Genomic DNA, 21,872 nt, shown 5'->3' with positions numbered 1-21,872 from the left:
ACAGGGCTTCTGGTCCGGTGTCATGTTCATCGTCTTGGGGGGAGGCTTCGCCGCCCAGGCCACGCAATATTCCATGGGAACCGCGGCCCGGATGGGACCGGGCTACTTCCCTTTCTGGCTGGGCATCGTGCTGGCGCTGATGGGCGCCGTGGTGATGATGAGCGGCATGTCCAGGCGCGCCGGGAAGACGGCGATCAGCCGCTATGACTTCCGCATTCTCTTTCTCGTGGTCGGCTCGGTCGTGTTCTACGGCTTTGCGCTGCGATTCCTGGGGCTTTACATCGCTGTGTTCCTGCTGGTCCTGATCAGCAGCCTGGCCAGCCACGAGTTCAATTGGAAGGTCGCCGTCGCCAACGGGCTGTTCCTGGTGGCGTTCTCTTACGTCGCGTTCATTCGCGGTCTGGGCCTGATTTTCCCGCTGTGGCCCAGCGTGCTGACCCACTAGGAGACCGGCAATGGAACTGCTGCATAACCTGATGCTGGGATTCTCCGTGGCCTTCACGCCTGAGAATCTGACTTATGCATTCATCGGCTGCCTGCTGGGCACGCTGGTCGGCGTGCTTCCCGGCCTGGGGCCGGTGCCCACCATTGCAATGCTGCTGCCCATCACCTACGTGCTGCCGCCCACCGCCGGGCTGATCATGCTGGCGGGCATTTACTACGGCACGCAGTACGGCGGGTCGACCACGGCCATTCTGGTGAACCTGCCGGGCGAGACCTCGGCGGTGGTGACCGTGCTGGACGGGCACCAGATGGCGCGCAACGGCCGTGCAGGCGCCGCGCTGTCCCTTGCCGCCATCGGGTCGTTTTTCGCTGGCAGCGTGGCCACCGTGCTGATCGCCGCGTTCGCGCCGCCGTTGGCCGAGGTGGCTTTTGCGTTCGGGCCGGCGGAATACTTTTCGCTCATGGCCCTGGGCCTGATCGGTGCGGTGGTGCTTGCCTCGGGTTCGCTGCCTAAGGCGATTTGCATGATCCTGCTTGGCCTGTTGCTGGGGATGGTCGGCACCGACGTCAACTCGGGCGTGGCCCGCTACGACTTCAGTATTCCGGAGCTGCAGGACGGGATCGATTTCGCGATCGTGGCGATGGGCGTGTTTGGCCTGTCGGAGATCATGGGCAATCTGGAATTGAAAGAGAACCGGGTGGAAATCACCGACAAGGTCGGCTCGCTCTATCCCAGCCGGCAGGAGTTCCGCGAGGCCGCGCCAGCCATTTTGCGCGGGACCGCGCTGGGTTCGGCCCTGGGCATTCTTCCTGGCGGCGGCTCGGTGCTGTCGGCGTTCGCTTCGTACACGCTGGAGAAAAAACTGTCGAAAGAACCGCAGCGCTTTGGCAAGGGCCATCCCGCCGGGCTGGCAGGACCTGAATCCGCGAACAACGCGGGCGCGCAAACCTCCTTCATTCCGCTGCTGACGCTTGGCATCCCCGGGAACGCGGTGATGGCGCTGATGGTGGGCGCCATGACCATCCACAACATCCAGCCGGGCCCGCAGGTGATGACCAGCCACCCCGAGTTGTTCTGGGGCCTGATCGCATCCATGTGGATCGGGAACCTGATGCTGGTCATCCTCAACCTGCCGCTGATCGGCATCTGGGTGAAGCTGTTGCGGGTGCCCTACAGGATGCTGTTTCCCGCGATTCTCGTCTTCTGCACCATTGGGGTGTACTCGCTGAACTACAACGTGTTCGATATCTTCATGTTCGCCGTATTCGGCATCGTGGGATATGTGTGGAGCAAACTGGGTTGCGAGGGAGCGCCGCTGCTGCTCGGCCTGGTCCTGGGGCCGATGATGGAAGAAAACTTCCGCCGCGCGCTGTTGCTTTCGCGGGGCGAGTTCACGACGTTTGTCACGCGCCCGCTGTCGGCGACGCTGCTGGCGCTGGCCGCCATCCTGCTGGTGCTGGTGATGCTGCCGACCCTGCGCAAGAAGCGCGAGGAGGCTTTCGTGGAGGTCGACTGACCCCCGGGATAAAGTTGGCTCTGGGCCTGGCGCGGCGCAAGCTGCCCAGGCCTTTTTTTTATCGAGGGGTGACCAGGTTCTTCAGGCCGTACAGGCGTTCGCGATGCAGGGTAGAAGACAGCGGTTCGGGCTCGCGGCCCAGCGCGATGTAGTCGGCGGGGATCTGCGCGATGGCGTCGCGCATGCGGTCGGGCCCGGCTTGCCACCACTGCACCAGCATGCGGTCGGGGTTGTAGACATCCAGGCCCTGGCGCCGGAGTTCCGAGCGGTTGAAATCCTTCAGGTTCCACGTCAGCACCTGCACGGTGGGCGTCTGCGGCAAGCCGCAGCGCGCGCGCCGCGCCAGGCCGGCCGCGATCACATGGAAGTCCTTGGGGTCGCTGTAGCGCAGCGAGGCTTCGTAGACCTGCGTGTCGGTTTCGTTGGCGCCTGGAAACCGGGAGTTCATGTCGGCCCAGAACTCGGCCAGCACTTCCGGCGGGATGTCCCAGATGCGCGATGCGTTGCGGCGCCATTCCTCGCCGATGCGCTCGGTCCAGACCGGGATGAACACGCCGGCCTCCGCCAGGCGCAGCAACAGCCGGCGCAGGATGCCGGACATCAGGACACAGGCGTCTAGGACGATGAAGGGCGGGGAGGAGGGTTTGGTGGAGCTCAAGATCGGAGGAGTGACCGGCAGCGGCGGGCGGGGCGCCCGGGCGGCGCGGGCCGCCGCGGCGGGTTGGAGAAAGAAGGGCGAGGCAGAAGAATAATGGTTTTTTCGATGGCCTGTTGAGCCGTGGCCGCCGGCCTCAGCCGAGTTCCGCCCGCAGCGCCAGGCAGTGGCGCACCAGATTCGGCCGGGTCAGCAGGTGCTGCTTGAGCGGCGTGTCGATGGCGTAATGGTAGATATTGGCCAGGAAGCCATAAATGCCGGCGTCCACGCTGCCGGGATTGGGGCCGAACATGAAACCGCTTTCGCCCAGCAGGTTGGCAATCACATCCAGGTCGGCGATGCCGCGCGCATAGGCTTCCTCGGGGGCGTATCGGCCGATACCCTGATAGTGATAGCGCTGGAAATTGTATTGCCGGGCGGCTTCCAGCTGCTCGGGCGTCACGTCCGGGTGGGTGTCCAGTAGCGCCCTGCGGAAGGTCGGCCAATAGCGGTCGTCGCGCCAGCGCGAGTAGGACATGACCCAATACAGATCGTCCAGGGTGCGCCGGATCATCACGTCCTGACTCTGCTGCGCCGGGTCCAGCGAGGCGTCGATGGTCAGTTCGTATTGGCGTTTCAGGTAGACGATGATGGCGTCGCTGTCGCCGATCGCCAGGCCGTTGTCGGTGAGGTAGGGCAACTGCCCCCGCGGAGCCGCGCTGACGTCGATGCCGTGCTCGTGGTCGAACGGCAGGCGGCACAGCTTCAGGAATGCGTAGATCTTCAGGCCGTACGGATTGTTGTCTTCCAGGCCATAGAGTCCGGGGTAGGAATGGAGGGTGATCATGGCGCGCTCCCTGGTGGCCGGATCAGATTAAATCCGCGGGAGCGCTTTGCGCATTCTTTTTTTCAGGCCGGGCGCTGCCCCCGGGCCTGGAAACCGGGCAAGCCGGCGGGTTCTTCGTCGTCCGCGATCGGAGCGGGAGTCAGGTCCATCGGGCGCTCCCCGTTCAGCACGGCATGCGCCTGTTCCCGGTCGACGTCTCCGTTCCAGGCGCCCACGGCCACCGTTGCGACGCAGTTGCCGATCAGGTTGCCCAGCGCGCGGGCAATGCCCATGAACCAGTCGACCGACAACACCAGCACCAGCCCGATCGCGGGGATGGCCGGGATTGCCTGCAGCGTGGCGGCCAGGATGACAATGGCCGAGCCGGGTACGCCATGCGCGCCCTTGGAGGTGATCAGCGCAATCGCCAGGATGGTCATCAGGTCCGTCATCGACACCGGGGTGTTGGTGGCTTGGGCGATGAACACCGCAGCCAGCGTGATGTAGATGGAGAAGGCGTCCAGATTGAACGAGTAGCCCGTCGGGATCACCAGGCCGACCGTGGAGTCCCGGATGCCCAGGTGGCGCAGCTTGGCGATGACCTGCGGCAGGACGCTGTCCGACGAGGTGGTGGCGAACACCACCGCCAGTTCTTCGCGCAGGTAGCGCAGCAGCTTGAGCAGGCTGAAGCCGCACAGGCGCATCACCAGACCCAGCACGCCGAACACGAAGACCGCCACCGATGCATAGAACACCAGCACCAGCATGCCCAGCTGCTTGAGCGAGCCCAGGCCGTATTGCCCGACGGTGAACGCCACCGCGCCCAGCACGCCCAGCGGCGCCAGCCGGATGATCAGGCCCATGATCTTGAACATGACCTGGGAGGTGGCGTCGATCAGGCGCACCACGGGTTTGCCGCGCTCTCCCAGTTGCGACAGCGCGCAGCCGAACAGCACCGCGAACAGCAGCACCTGCAGCACGTCGCCGGTGGCGAACGGGCTGACGACCGTGTTGGGAATCAGCTTCATCAGGAATTCCACCGTGCCGCCGCTGGTGAGCTTGTCGGCGTTGGACACGTAGGCGCTCATGGCGGAGGCGTCCAGGGTGCTGGTGTCGATATTCATGCCCGCGCCGGGCTTGAACACCAGCGCCACGGCCAGGCCCAGGATCAAGGCCAGGGTGGTCAGCACTTCGAAGTAGATCAGCGCCTTCACGCCCACCTTGCCCACGCGCTTCAGATCGCCCGCGCCGGCGATGCCATGGACCACCACGCAGAACACCAGCACCGGGATGATCATCTTGATCAGCTTGATGAAGCCGTCGCCCAGTGGTTTCAGCTTGGGCGCGATGTCTGGCACGGCCAGTCCCAGTATTACTCCCAAGGCCAGGGCGATGACGACCTGGCCAAACAACGATGTCGCAAAGCGGCGCATGATTTTGTCCCCTCGATGCCTGTGACGGCATGAAGTCCGCGCCGGGAAGGGTGCAGCATGGTCGGGCGGACCGTTATCTTGATCGATAGTGCATGCTTAAGTTGTATACAAAACATGGGTACGGTAAACCGGAAGCAGCGCCCGTGACTGCTGGGGCATACCCTTAGGAGATGGCATCGCAAGCGGCGGGACTGCCCGCCTACTTGCACATGCCTTCGGCCAGCGCCTGTGAACTGGCTTTCTGCAGCAGGCGCGGAATGGCCTTGATGTCCTGCGAGCTGAAGACCTGGCCGCCGGTGCTCTTGGCGATGCAGCTGGACAGGTGGCTGCCCGTCAGGTCGACGATGTTCACCTTCAGGCGCGGCTTGGCGCGCGCGATCTCGCGCGCAACCGCGCATTGATCCTCCTCGCATCCGTCTTCGCCATCCACGAACATCACGATGACGGCGTCGCGCTTCACGCCGTCGACCATGGCGGCCGCCGCGCGGAGGCTGGCGGCCATGGGCGTGCCGCCTTCGGGGGACAAGGCGTGCAGGGCCGACATGAGCGCCGGCCGTTGGGCGGCGGTGAATACGCCTTGCTTGACCGGGGTCTTGCAGCCTGCGTAGGTGATCAGGCCGGTGTCGACGTTCTTGGGCAGGTCGTCGAGCATTTTTTTCATCGCGCTCACGGCGACCTGGTAGCGGGTCGGGTTCGTGAAGAGCTGCTTGGCCCTGTCGAGGTCCGCGCCGCGCAGCCTTTGGCGCTGGCCGTCCGTCATGCCGAAGAACCAGAGTTCGTCTTCACGCCTGGAGGCGATATTGAGCGTCATGGAGCCCGAGGTGTCCAACACCACGACGAATTCCGGCGGTTTGTCGGTCGGCCGCTTGGGCACGCAGGCGGGCTCGGCCGCCTTGACGGGGACGGGCGCCGGAGGCGGTTCGGGCGGGGGCTCGGGTGTTGGCTCCGGCTCCGGTTCAGGCGCGGGCTTTGGCGGCTCGGGGACCGGCTCCGGCACGGGGGCGGGGGCGGGCGCGGGAACCTCCGCCACCGGGGCCGGCGCGGGCGCCGGGGGCTCGGGCTTGCGCAGGTGCCACCAGAGCAGGGCGGCAAGCAACAACAGCAACAGCAGCACCGCCAGCAAGGGCAGGAGCCAGCGGCGGCCGGGCGCCGCCTCGACGGGCGCTGCCGCCACCGGCACCACCACGGGGGGCGAGGGGGTTTGCGTATCCCAGTTCGTCAGCACCGGCGTCTGATCGATGCTGTACAGGCTGCGGGGATCCGGCTTGTCGATCAGGAACCGGCGCAGTTCCGCCGCCGGCTGCGCTTCTCCTTTGGCGGCAAGCGCGGCGGCCGTCTGTTCAATATCGGCCAGGCGCTGCCGGTATTTGTCCATCAGGGCGGCCTGCTGGTCCGGGCCAAGCTGCGCATAGGGTATCGGTTGCCCGCCGCGGGCCGACCACCATTCCATCGCGCCGTCCTTGCCCGCGCGCGGCGCCGCATAGAGCTCGGCGACGACGGGCGAGCAATACCGTTCCAACAGAGAGAGCCGGCCCTCTGACGAAGACCGGTCCGATCCGCTCGCGGTGGTGTCCAGTGCGATGCGCTGCATGTCTGCCTTATTGGTCCAGGCTGTCCTGAAGGAGCTTGGCCTTGGCCTGCAGGGCCTGCAGGTTCTTCTGTTTGGCCTGGATCTCGGCAGGGTTGGTCGCCAGCGTGTTGGTGGCCTGCAAGTTGGCTTCCATGGCCGCGATCTGCTGCTTGACGTCCTTCTGGCTGCCGTAGCGCGCCTTCAGCTTGGCCAGCAATTCGCCGGTCGACTTGTTCAGCGCCTGCTGCTGCTTGCGCTGCACGGCCAGGCTCTGCCCCACGGACTGGCGCTGGGCCTCGATGTCGGCGTAAATCTGACGGAAGCGCGCATTGGCTTCCTGGGCCGAAATCAGGTCCTGCTCCGCGCGGTCGATGTGGCCGCGGTACTGGCCGGACCCGTCGCAACTCATCTTCGTCAGTATGCTGACGTCGCTGTTGGACGGGTCGCAGTCGGCGGCTGTCGTCGCGCAGCCGGCCAGCACGGCCGTCGCCGCGGCCAGCATCAAGATTCTGTGGATTCGCATCATGCCGCCTTAACCGAGGGTGATGGCCGAGCGTTGTTCATACAGGCCGTCGACTTCCTTCTGCAGCGAAGCCACCCGCACGTTCAGCTTGTTGATCTCGGCATCGAGTTCCTTGCCGCCCTTGGCGCCGGCCGCGGCGCGCTCGGTCTCCGAGACTTCGCGGTACTGGTCGACCTTGTCGCGCATCTTCGCCAGTTCCTCGCGCATCTTGGCGATGTTCAGGTCGACGCTGGCAAGGTCCTTCTTGGCTTGCGCTTCATTGGTGCGCGCCATCTTCATGTCCATCTTGATGTTCTCCAGGCGGGCCTGGTCGTCCTTGATCACTTCACGCACGGTGTTGCTGCGGGCAATGACATTGTCGGTATCCTGGCGGATATCGCCGGTGATGGCGTTCAGACGGTCGGTCGTGTTGGCGTACTGGCTGCGGCGGTAGTCAAGATAGTAGTTCGCGCCCATCGCCACGCCGCAGGCGGCCACGCCCGCGGCGATCGCGCAGACGGCCTTGTTGCTGGAGTTGCTCAGCGTGCAGGCGAGCACGCCGGCCAGGGCGCTGACGGCGCAGGCCTGATAACCGGACTTGCTGAAGAATTTCGCGTCGGAGCTTTCGGTCAGGCGCGGATCCACCGTGCCGCCATCCTTGCTCAACATCGAGCTCTGGGTGCTGGCGCAACCAGAGATCAATGCCACGGTAATCATGAGAGCGCCCAGGGCTGCCCTGCGCCACGACTGCTTCTTATCTTGCATGATGGTTCCTCTTTTCCAAAAATCTATTTGTTATTGACGGCTTTGCATGTGCCTAGCCAGGGTTCTATGTCGATCTTCGACGTCTTCAAATAGGACTGCTGATTCTTCCAGTGCGTCGCCAGGTAGGGCTTCAGTTCCTGGAGATGCTTGTTGCGCGTGATGATCTCCTCGAACACGGGGACCTGGCGCTCCAGCAGGGACTGGCCATACAAGGTGGACGACTCGACCAGGCTGCTCGCGTAATAGCGGCCCAGCTTGTGCAGGCGGTCCTGCTGGTCGCCCAGCTGCTTCTTGCGCTTGTCGCAGGAAGGGTCGGCGTCGCCCGACTCGCACGTCATGCGGTAGTTCTTTTGCAGGAACTCGACATAGAGTCCGTCGTCCTTGAGCTTGGTGCACAGGAAAGACCCCAGGTTCAGGCTGGCCCGGATGGCCAGGTCGCGCGCCTCTTCCTGCTGCTGGTTGCTGGCCCGCAACTGGCCTTCCAGTGCTTTCAGCTTGTCCTGCAGCGCCTTGTCCTGCACGCCCGAAGCCAGTTCGCTCAATTGCTTGACCGCGCCCTGGTCCGCCTTTTCCGGCGTGTCGGGCGACTGGCCCATGCCCAATGCCTTCCAGTCCTTCTCGATACTCGTGATGCGACCGCGCGAGGTGAGCGCGGGCGCCACGAGGGCAAGGCGGAATCCGGTGGTCTTGGCCTGGGTGGCGCCTGCGTTCGTCGCGCTGTAGTAAGGCTGCTCCCTGCGCGCGGCCGTGCGCATGTCGGCTTGGGCGGTAAGGAAGTTGCCCCCGCGCACGATGAAGCCGCCTGCCTGGCCGTGCTGGCGATCCAGTTTGTTCAGGCGGAACGACTCGAAGATCATCTCGTCGGCGTTGCCCAGCATGTCGTGCAGGCCCAGCGGATTGGGCTTGAGCAGGCCCGCCCGCTGCAACTGGCCGTTCGCGGACTGCGCGCCGGCGAACCACTCGTAGCCGTTCAGGCCCTCCGGCATCGGATACCGCGTGTCGCGGAATTCGGCGGTGCCGACTTCCAGCCCGCCCCGGGCCGCAAACTCCCATTCCACCTCGGTGGGCAGGCGCACGAAGCCGGCCATGCCATCCTCCATCGGGATGGATTTCACGGCATCCTTGCGCAGCCACACGTTGTAGGCGTCGGCGGCGGCCATGGCGGCCTGCCAGCCGATGTCGGTCTGCGGCAGGCGCAGTTTGTTGGAGGGTTCGGGGCAATCCGGCTTGGTCAGCACCTGGTATTGCAGCTGGGTGATCTCGTACTTGGCCAGCAGGTAGTAGCGCGAATTGGCCTTTGCCTTCTCGGAGAAGCTCCCGGCGATGAACACGGGGCGCGACTGCTCGATGTATCCCCATTCGCCGCTGTCCTGGCCGACGGTCACGGGGTAGTCGTCCAGGGGGCCGCCCACGGGCACATAGACCTTCCGGAACGCCATGGCGCCGTCGCAGCGCATCGGCAAGATCACATCGTCGTCGGAGGGCGCGGGGTTGTAGACCTTCTCGTCCCATTTCGCGGCGGCGGCATGGCCTGCCCAGAGCGATCCGATGCCCAGCGCCAAGGCCAGGCCAAGCGAGGTTGCGTTGTTAGATTTCACGAAGACTATCCGCAGGTTGAATGGCGATTGCGCGGCGCAAGCCCACCGCCGAGGCCGCGATGGCGACGGCCAGGCAGATGGCGAACGCAAGCGCGGCGTGCACGGGTGTAATGACGCAGACGAAGTCGCCGGTGGCGCCGCTGCTGCTCAGCAATTGATTGAAGATGGTGGACCCGGCCAGATAGAGCAGCAGGCCGATCGCGTAGGCAGCCACGCTGAGCGCGAGCACCTGCAAGGCGACGTAGGCGCCTATGCCCGCGCTGGTGAACCCCAGCAGCCGCAAGACCGCCAGGTCGCGCCGTTTGCGGTCGATGTTGGCCAGAAAGGCGCCCAGGAGCGCGGCGACGCAACCCAGCAGGGCGGCCCCCGCGATCACGCCGAAGATCAGCGTCAGGACACGGTTGATGGCGCGCACGTTGTTGATCTGCTGCAGCTGGCTTGCCGTTTCGATGCGTTGTCCGGCCAGCCACAGCGCCAGCGGCTCGACGCCGTCGATATCGCTGGCATAGACGCGGGCGCGCGCGAAGGCCGCGGCCTTGCCCTCATCCGGCAGGCCGGTTTCCAGGCCCAGGCGCGGCACGAGCCGGCCGTCCCGGAACCTTTCCAGGTCAACCAGCAAGGGCAGGGCGACAAATACCGCCGGGCGCGCATAGCGGGCGGGCGGCAGGATGTCCACCACGTCCAGCGTCAGTTCGCCGCGTTCCTGCACGCCGTCCAGCCGGCGGGCGACGCGCAGGCGCACGGTTTCGCCCACCTTGGCGTCGAGCCTGCGCGCGGCTTCCGCGCTCAGGATGACCTGCGTGCCGTTCAGGGGGAGGGCGCCCGGCGGAACCAACGGGTCGCCCGCGTCGGTCGGGATGACCTCGGCGTTCTCGACAAAGGCCGAGCGGTTGCGGAAAAGGTCCGCCTGGGTGTTGAGCGAGCGGGTCACGCCGATAGCGAAGCCCACGTCGGGGCGTTGCTGGAGCCGCGCTATCCAGGCCGCGTCGAAGTTGCCGCTGGAGAGCATCTTCACTTCCAGATTGGCCGGATCGCGCAGCAGGGATTGCTGCAGCTGGCTGATCACGCCGAACTTCAGGCCGAACAGCAGCAGCAGTGGCGCAATGACCGCGATCAGGGACGCCATGATGCATAGCGAGACCTTGCGGTCGTGCCAAAGATCGCTGACCGCCAGGCGGGCCAGCAGAGGATAGCGGTTCATGGCGCTATGGCTCCCTGGCGAAGGTGGTGTTGCCGGGATGGGAGGTCGCCACCAGTTTGGGCAGGCCGAAGGCATCCACGAGTTTCCAGTCGTGCGAAACCACCAGGGCGGCCAGGCCAAGGTCCGCCACGATCCGCAGGAACAGTTCGAACAGCGTGTGCGCCGTGTGCGGGTCCAGCGCGGCGGTCGGCTCGTCCGCCAGCACCAGTTCGGGCTGGTGCGCAATGGCGCGCACGAAGGCCACGCGCTGGCGTTCGCCCACCGACAGGGCGGCGGGCGGCTGGTCCAGCAGCGGCGCCAGCTTCAAGGTGTCGATGGCATGCAGCGCGCGTTCGTCCAGCGCCGTCATCCCCTGGATGCGCCGTGGGAGCGAAATGTTCTCGCGCGCCGACAGGAACGGCAGCAGCCCGCCGCTTTGCAGCACGAAGCCCAGCGAGCGGGCGCGGATCCGGGCCAGCGCGCTCTGATCGCTCTGCCTGATCAACGCGGCGACGTCGCGCCGCGCCGATCCCAGCTCGTACCGTTCGAGCCGGTGCGGCGCCAGCAGCAGGCCGATGGCTTCGAGCAGGGTGCTTTTGCCGCACCCGCTCTCGCCCGTGATGGCCAGGACCTCGCCGCTTTCGATGGCAAGGTCCGCGAGCATCACGCAGTGGGACTGCTTCGCCGTGCCTCTCCTTACTTCCAAACCCTTGATCTCAAGCATGGGGATCAGGGCATCATTTCCAGCGGAATGGGATAGACGTCGTCGCGCGCGTCGCTGCCCTTGGCCAGGGACACCCAGCGGTCGGCGTCGGCGTTGTAGCGCTGGTAGTGCCTGAGCTTGGTGCTCAAGGTGCGGATGAACTTCTCTTGCGACAAGGCATCCCAGCTCTTCCAGGTTTCTTCATCCAGGTTGAGCACTTCGCTGCGGTACGGCAGGCCGTCCAGGTATTCCCCCATCACGCCCAGGTCGGCGACCTTCGCCTTGCCGGTTGCCTTGAGCTGGTTGGGATCGGCGCCCATCGTCGCCGCCACGGCCCGCAACTTATCGAACATTTCCGAGGGCGTGATGAGTCCGGTATTGGCGGCGTCCAGAATCTGCTTGACCACATCGCTCAGGTCGCTGAGCTGGGCCTTGGTCAGAAGCACGCGCACATCGGTCGTGGGAATGTTCTGCTTGATCAGGTCGCGGTCGCTGATCCAGGCGCGGAACACGGGCGGCGCGCGGGTTCCGGTCTTTTCGCCCAGATAGGCCAGGCGCATCGCATGGCTGATCAGGTCCGCGTCGGCCAGCATCTGCTGCGTCTGCTTGTTGGACGACGGCGCGGCGTTGAGCGCGCTGCCCACGGCGTCTTCGCCCATGTAGGCCGCCTTGACCTGGGCGGCGATCGCGCTGGACAGCGCATCCACCTTGGCGCCGAATTCCGCGACGTTGCCCGCGCTGACGGGGTAGTACAGCGAGGTGTTGGTGCCCGCGTACGTGGACAGGTTGCGGTATTGGGCTTCCGCCTTGGCGTGGTTGCTGGCGCCGGCCTGGGTCTTCAGGTGCAGCGTGTAGATCGCCACGCCGGGATTGCCGGCCTCCAGGCGGATCTGGTCGGCGCTCAGGCCGGTTGCCGACAGCTTGTTGTCGCCTTCGATGGCGCCGGCATCGGTGATCAGCACAATGTAGCGCGCGCCGAAGCGGGACCAGTCCACCTGCTCGATGGCTTGCGACACGCCGGCGAAGGCGTCTTCGTCGAACTCGCTGCTGGATACCTTGGCCTGCTTCAGGTCGGCCACCTTGGACAGGAAGTCGGCGCCGTCCTTGACGGTGTTGGGGTCCGCGTACATCTTGGTGACGTACTCCAGGCCTGGCACCGCCTTCACGTTGGAACGGAAGGCGACCAGCCCGAACTTCACTTGCTTATCCAGCTTTTCGTGTTCGATCTGCTGGTAGACCTTCTTGATGGCTTCGCGGGTGCGGTCGATGTAAGGGTCCATCGAGATCGTCGAATCGATGACGAACACGACCGCGGCGCTGAATTCCTTCATCTTGCTGGCGGAGGCTGCCGCGGAGGCGGCGGCTGCGTCCGCCGCGTCGGCGTTCTTCTGCGCCGGATCCGCGCTGCTGACGGAGGCCACGTTCAGGATGCGGGTGCGAAAGCCGCCTTCCGTCATGACTTCCTCGCCGCTCAGGATGGGCAAGAGGTAGAACTGCTTCTGCAGATCAATGAAGAACTCGGGTTCCTGGGCCAGCACGTTCGGTGCCTTGCCCGTGGTCTTCATCTGCTGGCGGATGGGCGCGACGACGCTGACGGGGTCGGGCGCGTCCAATGCTTTCTCAAGGTTGGAACGCTCCTTGAAGAACAGCGTCCGGTCGCGGTTGGCCGGATTGGTGAAGGCCAGGGTCAGCTGCATCTTCCATTCCACCGTGCAATCCAGCTTGAGCCAGCCGGTGGTCTTGCCGAAGCTGTCCGGGCCGACCTTCACCCAGTCGGCGCCGGCGGCCGAGGCGCGCTCATACACGTAATAGCGGCTGAACGCGGGCAGGGGCTGGCCCTTGGCCGCACCGGCCGACGGGCTGAGCTCGCAGCTGGGAGTGGTGAGCACGCGCTGGAACAGGGTCTTCTTGCCTTCCTGCAGCAAGGGCTTCACGTCCGCCATCGCGGGCTGGACGACGAGCATGCCCAGCGCCAGCGCAGGCGCGCCGACGGTCAATGCGCGATGCAGCTTCATTTGCTCAGTTCCTCAAAGCGTTCCTTGGCCTCGGCGTTGTTCGCGTCCACGCCCAGCACGGTCTCGTACCAGTAGGCGGCCGTCGCCTTGTCCGGCGTGGCGAAGCACTTGGAGGCCGTGTGGTACTTGGGGTCGTATTCCTTGGCATAGGCCAGGGCGATCAGCACGTCGCCAGCCTGCGCCTTGTTTGCATACAGCCTTTGGGCAATGCCGCAGTGGCCTTCCTTCTTGGCGTCAAGAATGATGTCCAGCATGGCGGGCGAGGCCAGCTTCTCTTTCACGCATTCCTGGACGAACTCCAGCTCGGTCTTGCCGCTCATGCTGGCCGTGCCGCAGACGGCGGCGTTGGCCGAGGCGGCTGGCGGCGTAGCCGGGCCTGGCGCCGGATCCTTGAACTTCCAGAACCACAGGCCGGCGCCGGCGGCGGCCAGCAGGGCGATGGCCAGGCCGGCGTAGAGACCCAGCGGGCGCTTGCGCCCGGGTTCGGGTTCGGGCGTCGGGGGCAGGGGTTCAGGTTCCGGCGGGGCGGGAGGCGGAGCCACCGGTTCTTCGACGACTTCGGGCGCCGCGGGTTCGGCGGCCTTGGGCGGTGGCAGCTCGCCGGTTGTCGTGCCCGACGCGGTCTTGCCGGCGGCCGCGGACGGCATCAGTTCGCGGGCCACCTTCAGGATCTTGCCCGGCACGTTCTCGCTCGTGCCGCGCACGCGCAGCATCGGCCGGTAGGCGGCATTCACCGTTTCCAGCAAGGGGTCGACAATGTCCTTGCCCACGACCGCAGCCAGGTCGTCGCCCTGCCGCTCCAGGCTGGCGATCTGGAACCAATGCGGATTGCTGCTCCAGCGGCCGTCGGCTTGCAGGTAGCCCATGTCCTGGTTGCGCTGGATCGCGAGGTCCAGGTTTTCTTCCGGTCCGGTCCACTGCTTGACCACCAAGGAGGCCTGGCCGGGAAGGTTCGTGCCCAGCGTACGTAAATCAACCCACATGGCTTATCTCTTGTCCGACTGAATGTTCTTCAAAATGAGGCCGAGCCGTTCGTTCTGCTCGATGGAAATTTCACGGCCTTCGCTGTGCCCCGCGTTCTCGATCGTCATGAGCGTCAGCCCCGACAGCCAGTCGCCCAGGAACACGAGCGCCTGGTGAACGGGGCGGGCCTCCAGCACCGGCAGCTCGCCCAGGGCCGGGGCCGGCGCGGCGCGGAATACCTTGTCCTTGGCGCCGACGAAGCTGGATGGACGTTTTTCCACCGGCTGTTCCAGGTAGCCCAGCCAAGACACGAAATCGTTGGTGACCAGATGGGCGATCAGCGCCTGCCGTTCGACCAGCTGGTCGCGCTTCGCTCCGCTTTGCGCGCGGGCCAGCAGCGCGGCCGACAGTCGCTCCTGAAGTTTCAGGCGGTTGGCGGCGGTGATGATCTCGTCGATGGCGGCTTCGGCCACCTGCTTTTCGATGCGCAGCACGTCCAGCACCATGGGGCGTTGCGGCAGCTGGCGCAGGTGCGCGGTCCAGGCCGCGAACACGGCCTTGGCGTAGCGGTGGTCCACGCTCTGCAGCTCGGGCGGGCGCGTCTTGGCCGGGGCGGCGGCGGGCGCCGCCTGGGCGTCGCCGAAAGGCGAGCCGCCAAAGGGGGAATCGCCAAATGGCGAGTCGCCGAACGGACTGGCGCCCAGGCCGTCGGATTGGCTGCCGTGGCTGTCGAAGCCGTAGAGCGGCGCTGCGTCTTCGGCCTGTTCGTCCTGCGACGGCGCCTCGGTGTGCGCCGCGCCGCTCAGGTACAGGTCGCGCAGTATTTCGCGCGGCAATTCCATGAGCTTGATGAATTCACCCAGCCCGCCCACGCGCGTCTGCAGCGACTTCCAGAGCATGTCGGCGACTGCGCGCTTCTGGCCGACCTCGTCGCCGCCATCCTGGTGATACCAGCGCGAAAGGCAGCCGCCCAGCACTTCGGCCAGCGTCGCGTCGAGCTGTTCCTGGATGCGCTGCAGCTTGAATCCGATGTCGGAGATGCGGATCACATGCTGCTTGATGCGCCCGATCCCGCCATCGTTGAACGCCATCATGCCGGCCCAGGCCTCGGCGGGCTGGTTGATGTGGCGTTGAACCTTCGGGCTTTCCGGGAAGGTCTTGGCCATCCGCTGGATGGCGTCGCCGTGTTCGCCACGGATCCCCGTTTCCTCGGCGCCCTGCAGGTCCAGGAAGGCCGTCGCCATCCTGGGCTTGCGCACCAGGTAGGTATTGTCGAAAGGCTTGCCGGGCTTCCATTCCTGCATCCAGGACAGGTCCGCGAACCGCTCCAGCATGGTCGCCTGCATCATGCCGTCCCAGCCTTCCTTGAGCTGGCTTTCGTTGTGCTCGAGCGAGGCGCCGACACGCTTGTCCAGCATCGTGATGGCCCAGATCAGGCCGGCGTCGCGCGAGCCGCGCTCGGCGGCGCTGGCGCCCTGCGTCTTGTTGATCCAGCGCGTCAGGACCCCGCCCACTTCCGTCACGTCGCTTTGCTTGTCGGAAGCGGTGCAGATCACCAGGCCGTTCATTTCCTGGTTGTCGGTGTAGCGTTCGAACAGATAGGCGACCTTGCCCCGCAGCAGAACCTGCGAGGTGGGGCTGCTGCCCATGTCCGAGTTGGCGTGTTCGTCCAGGTTGAGCAGGCGCAGCCGGGCGCGGTAGCCCGGGAAGTCCAGCAGATCGACCGAGGCCGTACCGGCATCGGTGGATTCATTGATCAGCGGAAAGATCAGCTCGGCCGTCAGCGCCGCCAGTTGACCCACCGTCAGGCTGACCGGTGCGCCGGGCTTGTCCTCGGACATCGGCATGACGCGGATGGAGCGTTCGCCGGGCGAGCCCAGGCGCGACAGCGTATCGACGTTCATGATGCTGTCGACCTGGCGCAGCCCGTCGGGTCCGCGCGCGACCAGGGCCTCCAGCGGCGCCTGCACGGATTCCGGATGGCCGAGATCGCGCAGCGTATTGGCCAGCTGCGTATACAGGCGCGTGAGCTGCGGCAGCTCATCCCACAGGATCGAGAACAGTTCGGCGCGCTGGGCGCCGGACAGGCGCGGCGCGAGCTTCATGGCGCGCTGCCAGTAGCCCAGCTCCAGCTTCTTCAGGTACTTGGAGAACTGCTGATGGGCGTAGTCCCAGAGCGACACCACGTCGTCGGCGGTGACGCCCGGCACCAGCGGCCCGTCGCCCAGGCCCTCGAAGCGAGCCAGCATCTTTTCGATGCGCTCCTCGTCCAGGTGATAGGTGATCTGCTGGTGGTTGAAGTCGTTGAAGTACGAGTTCACCAGGATCTTGGCGATTTCGACTTCGTTGAAGATCTTCAGCGCAATCGGGTAGCCGGCGGGCGCGGGGCTGGCGCGATGGGTGAACCGCGTCACCAGGCCTGTGGCTTCCTTGCCGCCGCCGGTGGGGTTCACGTGCACCAGGAAGTCGATCAGCTCGTCGTCGAAGCGGGTTTCGAGCTTGCCGTTCTCTCCGGCGGCCAGCGCCGAGATCAGATACGACTTGCCTGCCTGGGACAGGCCGAAGAAGCCGAGCCCCATCGGAGTTGTGCTGGCGCGGCCCAGCACGCGCGCGGTATTGCGCGCGCGGTGCAGGCGCAGGGTGATGTCGTCGGCTTCGCTGTCGAGCCGCTTGGAGTCGGCGCGCGTGGCGCCGATCCACTCGATGCCGCGGGCGGCGCCGTCATGGATGGCGGCCCAGCGGTCGGCCAACTGTGCCTGTTGAGGAGGAAGATTGCTCATTTACGTTTCACGCTCCCGCTGTCCAGCCAGTACTTGGTATCGCTCAGACCGGCGTCGAGCATGGTGTTCAGTTCCAGTTCCAGGTCGGCCCGCGCATTGAAGGTCACGCCTATGCAGTTGGTGTCGACGTTTTCGATGCCCAGCTTGTCGCTGAGCAGCCCTTGCTTTTCGGCGTTCTTGTCCGCCAGCACCTGCAACCTGACGCGCAGGTACGGGGCTTCGCCGGGGGGCACGCTGGCGCGCGCGAACTTCTGGCGCGCCGACTCCTTCAGGCGCAGGCTGTACAGCGGCGTCGCGGCCCAGCGCTCGGCCCGCAACTGGCGAAACCCCAGCCGCGTATCGCCGCGCACCGCGAACGACACCGTGGCTTCCTCGTCGCCGGCGCCGACCGTCGGCAGCCGGATGCGGCCTTCGGCCGACTGGATGTCGCGGTAGATGACGTCCTCGTCCTTGATGACGTTGTTCAGGTCGATGACGCCGATATGCTTGATGGTCGAATAAGGCTTGAGCGCCGAGGTGCGGAAGTAGAAATTCGGCACGCTGTGGTTGGCGCACAGCAGGAACAGCATGGCGCCGACCGACGCGGTGCTCTTCGGATCATCGATGAAGCCGTTCTTGTGGAACGGATACCAGCCGCCGGTGCGATAGTTCTGCATCGGCAGGATGCGGCCCGGAGGCAGGGGCATCATCTTGCGGATGAAGGCCTGCACGCCCGGCAGCCGGGACGGGCGGCCGGTCAGCAGCAGGGCGTCGCACGGATACTGCGAGACGACTTCGCACAAGGCGCTCAAGGTCTTGCAGATGTTGATCTTGTCGCCCAGGAAGGCGGCGTGCAGGGCTTGCAGGTTGATCGAGAAGGGGACGGACAGCAGGTCGAACGCGGCCGGGCGGCCCAGGTCGCGACGCACGGCGTTGTCCACATACGCGATCACCGCTTCGCTGACCGTTTCCTTGTCGAGCAGCTCGCCATAGGCATGGGTGCCGGGAACCGAAGGCGCTTCGGGATCAAATTGCTCGTAGCGCTTGAGCAGCTCCAGGCCAAGCGGCGTGAACACCTGCAGGTTGAGCTGCTGGCGCAGGATGGAATCCTGCGCGCTGGTGGTTTCGTCGCCGCAGAGCTTGGACATCAAGGCATTGGGCGAGGCGACGCCCGCGGCCTGCAGGGCCTGCGCGAAGCCGGGCAGCACGAATTCCTGGATGACGTCCAGCAGGATGTCGTCGCCGGCAATCTTGAAGCCGTCGCGAAAGCGCTGCTCCGGAACGATATGGACATTGCTGCCCGATCCGGCGCTGCCGCTGCGGTCCAGGCTGTAATCCGTGATCACCAGGTCGCTCGTGCCGCCGCCGATATCTATGGTGGCCAGCGTGATGCGTTCGCGGTCCGTCTTGTCGGCGCGCGCGAGCATGTCGAAGAATTCCTCGGGATGCCCGGCGAAGTTCTCGTTCAGTTCCGTGTACAGGTAGACCAGCTGTCCGCAAGACGCCTCGTCCCATTCCACGCGGATCTGCGGCGTGGGAGTGGTGGGCTCGACCACCTTGTCCGGTCCGTGCGGCGCTTCTTCGCCCGCGTGCCAGCCCAGGCTCTTCCACACCAGGCCGACGGCCTGGTGCATGCGCTTTTGCAGAATGCTGCGTTCGGCCTGCGGCATGCCCGGCGGCACGGTCAGGATGACGTTCTGCAATTGGCGCGGCGTGCGCGAATGGCCCTGGCGCGAACGCTGGGCGGGGCTGTTGATCTGGGACAGCGCTTGCGTCAGGACTTCCGCCAGCATGAAGGTCATGAGCGAACTGCGCGAGTACTGCGGAATGAACGCCTGCAGGCGATCGTCGGGAGGCAGGCTGTAGAGCGCCTCTCCCGTTTCATTGATCAGGTGCGAGAAGGGGGCCGCCGTGGCATAGGGCTCGTTCTCGGATTTGACGTAGGCGCAGTTGAAGCGCCAGCCATGGCCGTAGGCCTTTTCATCCCACAGATAACGCTTCGGGCTGCACAGGCCCGTGGAGCCCTCGGTGCCGCGCCGGCGGCTGGCCAGGCGGCCGGCTTCGGCGCCGACGCGCGCGATGGTGGGCCACTGGAAGGCGCCGGGGCGGCCGCTCTTGACCGAGAAATGGTCTTTGCCGAAATCCGCCTGCGAGAACTCCACGCGGCTCTCGAAGGGCTGGGCGTAGATGTGTTCGGGCTGGGTCAGGTCCCGCAGCTGCAGCACGTAGTTCTGCTTCAGGCCGGAACCGGCCTGGCCGTGGTTTTCTATCAGGATGCCGCAGGTGCGCGAGTTGCCGACGTCCAGCACCAGATCGACGGGGATGGTGCTGTTGGAGACGTGGGACTGGCTCGACACCACGACGATGACCGGCACTTCGATCGCGGCGGCATGGATGTCGCCGGTGGCGTCCGAGGGCTTGCCGAACAGGCTCAGCAGGTTCAGGTAGTGCGCTTGCTGGTAGTTCTGCTTGATCTCGTCGTCCAGATCCTGGCGGTCGCGGCGCTTGTTGCCTTCATTGAAGACTTCGAGCAGCCATTCCGATACCCAGGGCTGCTCCAGGAACCAGTGCATTTCGCGGGTCGTGGTCGCCAGCTTGAACGTGGAGCCCGAACGGACGTCCTCGTCGTTGGGCGCCAGGTAGCGCGTGTCTTCGCGCGAGGGCGCGATGCGGGTGTCGAAGGCGATCGTCACCCGGTGGGTGTTGCCGTCGATATCCGGCTCGGGCAGCTTGACCATGCGCAGGCGCGCCCAGTTGGCGGGGCCTTCGTCATAGCGGTAGGGCGGCATGTGCCGAAAGAACGGCACCGGCAGCCAGACCCCGTCATACAGGTCCAGGCTGCTTTTCATGTCCAGGCTGAAATGCGGCCGGAGCCGCTCCACTTTCTGCGCTTCGGGCTCGTGGAAGTGGAAATCGCGCTCGGCGTTATAGAACAGGCGCGTGAGCAGGGTGTTCGACAGGGTGGCGAATTCGCCCGCGACTGCTTTGCGGGGATCGAGCCTGGCCGCAAAGTCCATGAACTGGATGCCGGTGTCGCTGACCAGGCTGACTGTTTCTTCGAAGACGGGGACTTCTGGAAGCATGGTGTGGGACTACCGTTATTGGCTAGCCTGTCGCATCGACAGGGGGAATTGATCTTTGCCGTACGTGCCGGTGCAGTCGGCGATCGTCTGCGCACCGGGCTTGCAGCTGACTTGCGGCATGTCGTACTTGCCGCCGTCGCCGCAGTTGGCCTGTTCGGCGCTGGACATGGCCAGCGAACCGTTCTTCATCGTCGCGGCCACGGGGGCGGAGCACGCCACGCCGTCGCCGCGGCGTACGGTCACATTGCCCTTGCCGTCGTTGAATTGATATTCAAGGCGCAGCGGCTGGCCGGTGCGGGCGTCCTGGATGCCGGCGCCCGCGCGCCAGTTGCCATTCAGGAAGCTGGCGTTGCCGTCGGGCAGGTTGGGCGGCATGGCCAGGGGCGCGCCCGCCGGCGGCGTGGCTTGCCCTTGAGCCGGGGGGAGTTGGGGAGGAGCCGGAGCGGGCGCAGGGTTGGGCGCCGCGTCCGGCCCCGCCGGTGGCGTGGCGGGACCGCCCGGGGGCGTAAGGGGAGCGGAGGGCGCCGTCTTGGCGTCGGCGCCGGGGGGCGTCAGCGGGTTGATGCCCGAGGGATCGGGCGCCCCGCCGGACGGAGGGGCAGCCAGGCCGCCCGCAGGCGCGACGGCGCCGCCTGCGGGCGCGACCGCGCCGCCCGCCGCCGGCACGAGGCCGGTGCCGGTGGTGAGGGTGCCGGTGGGAACGGTCACGGCGGGCTGCCGGAGGTTGATGTCGGGCGCCGGTACCGAGACCGCAGGCAAGGTGAAGCCGGGGATGTTGATGCCGACGCGCGGGCCGCAGGCGCGCAAGCCGAACAGCAGCAGGGCCAGCAGCAGCGCCAGAGCCAGGGCCAGCAGCAGCCAATGCCACCACGGGCGGCCGGCGGCGGCGATGACGGGCGCGGCGGCGGCTGCCACCGGAGCCACCACCGGGGGCGCGACCGGAACGGGCGGCGCGACCGGCGTGGCGCCCGGGTAGAGGCATTGCAGGGGATTGCGGTCGTGCGGCGTGCGGGTGTGGTCGAATCCCCAGAACGTCAGGACCGGCTTGCCCGCCACGAGGTAGACGAAGCTCTCGTCCGGAAAATTCATGACGCGGGTCAGCAGCTTGGCCAAGACCGCGCGGTCCCCCTGTGGCTCGCCATTGGCGCCGTCCAGCAGATTGGCGCTCATGAGCTTGAGCGTGGCGCGGACTTCCTCCAGCTTCGCCCGCGCGGGCGCGCGTTCTTCTTCGGTGGCGGCGGTCCAGGGGATGACATCGCCCTCGAATGGGGCATACCAATCAATCTGGTCGCCCACCTGATTGCTCTGGGGAATGGCGAAATGATCGGCCAGATCCGCATGCTTGCGCTTGACGGCTTCGCGCAGCTGCAACGCTGCCCTATAGACAGGACGACCAGTCTCTCCAAGCGCGATGAAGGCGCCCGTATTTCCACTTCGCAGTAATGCGCCCAACACCTGTCCCCAGAATAGTTAACATGTCAAAACTCGCGCGGAACGTTAACAAGTAAATACAGGCGTGTCAAAAAGGTAACTAATATTTCAACAGTTTCAAATAAAGGGTATCTAAGGCACCGATTCAGGCTGTTGGAAATATATAAAATTATTTTGTTACGTGAAAAATGGTTCGCGGCGTCGCCTGGGAGGTCGGTTGATCCGCGATCTGGAGGGGGGCGCGACGGCTCGGCCGCTGCCGCGGCGGTGCGCTGGAGGAGGGGGGTGGTGCCCGAGACCGGAATCGAACCGGTACGGCCGCGAGGCCGAGGGATTTTCTTACCACTTCGGCTTTCGCCGCCAGCGGGGGTGCGCTGTTCGTGGTCTGGAGCACGCCTTCACCATAGCCTGTAGGCCTTAGGTGCCCGCCGTCTGCTCTCTACACCTTC

16 protein-coding genes are annotated in these 21,872 nt (G+C 65.7%); 2 read left to right on the top strand and 14 right to left on the bottom strand.

Annotated elements, in window-relative coordinates; genetic code table 11:
• Positions 1–22 precede the first annotated feature (22 nt).
• Together HLG70_RS16300 and HLG70_RS16295 are read left to right on the top strand one after the other, a co-directional pair.
• On the top strand, positions 23–445 hold the full coding sequence (locus tag HLG70_RS16300) for a tripartite tricarboxylate transporter TctB family protein (RefSeq protein ID WP_171662036.1): 423 nt from the start codon (positions 23–25) through the stop codon (positions 443–445).
• A 10-nt stretch (positions 446–455) separates the two neighbouring features.
• Positions 456–1,961 (top strand): tripartite tricarboxylate transporter permease, encoded by a 1,506-nt coding sequence (locus HLG70_RS16295; RefSeq protein WP_171661930.1) that lies wholly within the window; start codon positions 456–458, stop codon positions 1,959–1,961.
• A 58-nt stretch (positions 1,962–2,019) separates the two neighbouring features.
• Here the strand turns inward: HLG70_RS16295 and HLG70_RS16290 are convergent, their stop codons facing one another.
• The 14 genes from HLG70_RS16290 to HLG70_RS16225 form a co-directional block, all read right to left on the bottom strand.
• A complete protein-coding gene (locus tag HLG70_RS16290) occupies positions 2,020–2,562 on the bottom strand; it encodes a PIN domain-containing protein (protein WP_234103533.1) in 543 nt (180 codons plus the stop codon).
• Positions 2,563–2,752: 190 nt separating this feature from the next.
• Complete coding sequence (locus HLG70_RS16285) at positions 2,753–3,442, bottom strand: glutathione S-transferase family protein (RefSeq protein ID WP_171661932.1); 690 nt, start codon at positions 3,440–3,442, stop codon at positions 2,753–2,755.
• Positions 3,443–3,504: 62 nt separating this feature from the next.
• A complete protein-coding gene (locus tag HLG70_RS16280) occupies positions 3,505–4,854 on the bottom strand; it encodes a C4-dicarboxylate transporter DctA (RefSeq protein ID WP_171661933.1) in 1,350 nt (449 codons plus the stop codon).
• 199 nt (positions 4,855–5,053) lie between these two features.
• Positions 5,054–6,445 carry a VWA domain-containing protein gene (locus HLG70_RS16275; RefSeq protein ID WP_171661934.1) on the bottom strand — a complete coding sequence of 464 codons (1,392 nt, stop codon included), beginning with the start codon at positions 6,443–6,445 and terminating at the stop codon, positions 5,054–5,056.
• 7 nt (positions 6,446–6,452) lie between these two features.
• The gene (locus tag HLG70_RS16270) at positions 6,453–6,947 is read right to left on the bottom strand and encodes a hypothetical protein (protein WP_171661935.1); all 495 of its coding nucleotides are present in this window, start codon (positions 6,945–6,947) and stop codon (positions 6,453–6,455) included.
• 9 nt (positions 6,948–6,956) lie between these two features.
• Positions 6,957–7,691, bottom strand: a complete 735-nt coding sequence (locus HLG70_RS16265) for an Rz1-like spanin outer membrane subunit (RefSeq protein WP_171661936.1) — start codon at positions 7,689–7,691, stop codon at positions 6,957–6,959.
• Between the two features lie 23 nt (positions 7,692–7,714).
• Positions 7,715–9,289 (bottom strand): SUMF1/EgtB/PvdO family nonheme iron enzyme, encoded by a 1,575-nt coding sequence (locus HLG70_RS16260; RefSeq protein WP_213697124.1) that lies wholly within the window; start codon positions 9,287–9,289, stop codon positions 7,715–7,717.
• Positions 9,279–10,490, bottom strand: coding sequence for an ABC transporter permease (locus HLG70_RS16255; RefSeq protein WP_171661937.1), 1,212 nt, complete (start codon positions 10,488–10,490; stop codon positions 9,279–9,281). The genes HLG70_RS16260 and HLG70_RS16255 overlap by 11 nt, the downstream gene beginning before the upstream one ends.
• Positions 10,491–10,494: 4 nt before the next feature.
• Positions 10,495–11,133, bottom strand: coding sequence for an ABC transporter ATP-binding protein (locus tag HLG70_RS16250; RefSeq protein ID WP_234103532.1), 639 nt, complete (start codon positions 11,131–11,133; stop codon positions 10,495–10,497).
• 65 nt (positions 11,134–11,198) lie between these two features.
• Positions 11,199–13,187, bottom strand: a complete 1,989-nt coding sequence (locus tag HLG70_RS16245) for a vWA domain-containing protein (protein ID WP_171661939.1) — start codon at positions 13,185–13,187, stop codon at positions 11,199–11,201.
• Positions 13,184–14,170, bottom strand: coding sequence for a hypothetical protein (locus HLG70_RS16240; RefSeq protein ID WP_171661940.1), 987 nt, complete (start codon positions 14,168–14,170; stop codon positions 13,184–13,186). The genes HLG70_RS16245 and HLG70_RS16240 overlap by 4 nt, the downstream gene beginning before the upstream one ends.
• 3 nt (positions 14,171–14,173) lie before the next feature.
• On the bottom strand, positions 14,174–16,930 hold the full coding sequence (locus HLG70_RS16235) for a putative virulence factor (RefSeq protein ID WP_171661941.1): 2,757 nt from the start codon (positions 16,928–16,930) through the stop codon (positions 14,174–14,176).
• Positions 16,927–19,992, bottom strand: a complete 3,066-nt coding sequence (locus HLG70_RS16230) for a virulence factor SrfB (RefSeq protein ID WP_171661942.1) — start codon at positions 19,990–19,992, stop codon at positions 16,927–16,929. The genes HLG70_RS16235 and HLG70_RS16230 overlap by 4 nt, the downstream gene beginning before the upstream one ends.
• Positions 19,993–20,007: 15 nt before the next feature.
• Positions 20,008–21,447, bottom strand: a complete 1,440-nt coding sequence (locus HLG70_RS16225; protein ID WP_171661943.1) for an SrfA family protein — start codon at positions 21,445–21,447, stop codon at positions 20,008–20,010.
• Positions 21,448–21,872: the final 425 nt, after the last annotated feature.

This window comes from Achromobacter deleyi (genome assembly GCF_013116765.2).
Lineage (GTDB): Bacteria > Pseudomonadota > Gammaproteobacteria > Burkholderiales > Burkholderiaceae_B > Achromobacter > Achromobacter deleyi_A.
Note: the sequence above shows the minus strand (reverse complement) of the source record. Positions and strands in the feature narration are given on the sequence as shown.

What these genes read in the sequence shown, in the direction of transcription:
- HLG70_RS16300 (WP_171662036.1), top strand. Translation starts at nt 23, where the DNA reads ATGTTCATCGTCTTGGGGGGAGGCTTCGCCGCCCAGGCCACGCAATAT.
- HLG70_RS16295 (WP_171661930.1), top strand. Translation starts at nt 456, where the DNA reads ATGGAACTGCTGCATAACCTGATGCTGGGATTCTCCGTGGCCTTCACG.
- HLG70_RS16290 (WP_234103533.1), bottom strand. Translation starts at nt 2,562, where the DNA reads ATGTCCGGCATCCTGCGCCGGCTGTTGCTGCGCCTGGCGGAGGCCGGC.
- HLG70_RS16285 (WP_171661932.1), bottom strand. Translation starts at nt 3,442, where the DNA reads ATGATCACCCTCCATTCCTACCCCGGACTCTATGGCCTGGAAGACAAC.
- HLG70_RS16280 (WP_171661933.1), bottom strand. Translation starts at nt 4,854, where the DNA reads ATGCGCCGCTTTGCGACATCGTTGTTTGGCCAGGTCGTCATCGCCCTG.
- HLG70_RS16275 (WP_171661934.1), bottom strand. Translation starts at nt 6,445, where the DNA reads ATGCAGCGCATCGCACTGGACACCACCGCGAGCGGATCGGACCGGTCT.
- HLG70_RS16270 (WP_171661935.1), bottom strand. Translation starts at nt 6,947, where the DNA reads ATGCGAATCCACAGAATCTTGATGCTGGCCGCGGCGACGGCCGTGCTG.
- HLG70_RS16265 (WP_171661936.1), bottom strand. Translation starts at nt 7,691, where the DNA reads ATGCAAGATAAGAAGCAGTCGTGGCGCAGGGCAGCCCTGGGCGCTCTC.
- HLG70_RS16255 (WP_171661937.1), bottom strand. Translation starts at nt 10,490, where the DNA reads ATGAACCGCTATCCTCTGCTGGCCCGCCTGGCGGTCAGCGATCTTTGG.
- HLG70_RS16250 (WP_234103532.1), bottom strand. Translation starts at nt 11,133, where the DNA reads ATGCTCGCGGACCTTGCCATCGAAAGCGGCGAGGTCCTGGCCATCACG.
- HLG70_RS16245 (WP_171661939.1), bottom strand. Translation starts at nt 13,187, where the DNA reads ATGAAGCTGCATCGCGCATTGACCGTCGGCGCGCCTGCGCTGGCGCTG.
- HLG70_RS16240 (WP_171661940.1), bottom strand. Translation starts at nt 14,170, where the DNA reads ATGTGGGTTGATTTACGTACGCTGGGCACGAACCTTCCCGGCCAGGCC.
- HLG70_RS16235 (WP_171661941.1), bottom strand. Translation starts at nt 16,930, where the DNA reads ATGAGCAATCTTCCTCCTCAACAGGCACAGTTGGCCGACCGCTGGGCC.
- HLG70_RS16230 (WP_171661942.1), bottom strand. Translation starts at nt 19,992, where the DNA reads ATGCTTCCAGAAGTCCCCGTCTTCGAAGAAACAGTCAGCCTGGTCAGC.